Raw genomic sequence first — 1,024 nt, forward strand, 5'->3', positions numbered from 1 at the left:
CGCGGCTACCTGAACCGCCCCGGCCTGAGCGCCGAGCGATTCATCGCCAACCCCCTGGGTGCCCCCGGCAGCCGCATGTACCGCACCGGCGACCTCGCACGATGGCGCGCAGACGGCGTGCTCGACTTCCTCGGACGCGCCGACCAGCAGGTCAAGATCCGAGGCTTTCGCATCGAGCCCGGCGAGATCGAGGCCGCACTCGCACGCCTGCCCCTGGTCGCACAGGCCGCCGTCATCGCCCGCGAGGACTCTCCCGGCCACAAGCAGCTCGTGGGCTATGTGGTGCCAGAGGCCACCGACTCGGCCGCCGAGGCCCTCATCGACACCGCCGCGCTGCGCCGCAGCCTCTCGCAGTCCCTGCCCGACTACATGGTCCCCGCGGCCATCGTGGTCCTGCAAGCTCTGCCGCTGACCCCCAACGGCAAGCTCGACCGCAAGGCACTGCCCGCGCCGGACTTCACCCCGCGATCCATCCGCGCACCACGCACCCCCCAGGAGGAGATCCTCGCGGCCCTCTTCGCAGAGATCCTGCACCTGCCCCAGGTCGGCATCGACGACAACTTCTTCGACCTCGGCGGCCACTCCCTGCTGGCCACCAAGCTCATCAGCCGCGCGCGCTCCACCCTCAACGTCGAGCTGGCCATCCGCGCGCTCTTCGAGGCGCCCACCATCGCGCAACTCACGCGCGCCCTGGGCAACGCACAAGTTGCCCGGATGTCCCTGCGCGCCATGCCCAGGCCTGCACAAGTCCCTCTGTCCTTCGCGCAGCAGCGCCTGTGGTTCCTGTACCGCCTGGACGGGCCCAGCGCCACCTACAACATCCCCCTGGCACTGCGCCTGGCCGGCCCCCTCGATGGCGAGGCCCTGGCACAGGCCCTGTGCGATGTCGCCGCGCGCCACGAGAGCCTGCGCACCATCTTCCCCGACACGGACGATGTGGCACAGCAGGCGGTTCTTCCTGAGGAAGACGCGCGACCGGTGCTGCAGGTGCTCGACGTGTCCGAGGCCACGCTGGCCCAGCAGC

The 1,024-nt window shown here is 70.6% G+C and carries 1 protein-coding gene; it reads left to right on the plus strand.

Translation table 11 applies throughout. The annotated features are described in order from the left end of the window. Window positions 1-1,024 (plus strand): phosphopantetheine-binding protein (locus tag BLW48_RS34865; RefSeq protein ID WP_143047893.1); only part of this gene is annotated, 1,024 nt, incomplete at both ends.

Source organism: Variovorax sp. YR266 (assembly GCF_900107295.1).
GTDB lineage: Bacteria > Pseudomonadota > Gammaproteobacteria > Burkholderiales > Burkholderiaceae_C > Variovorax.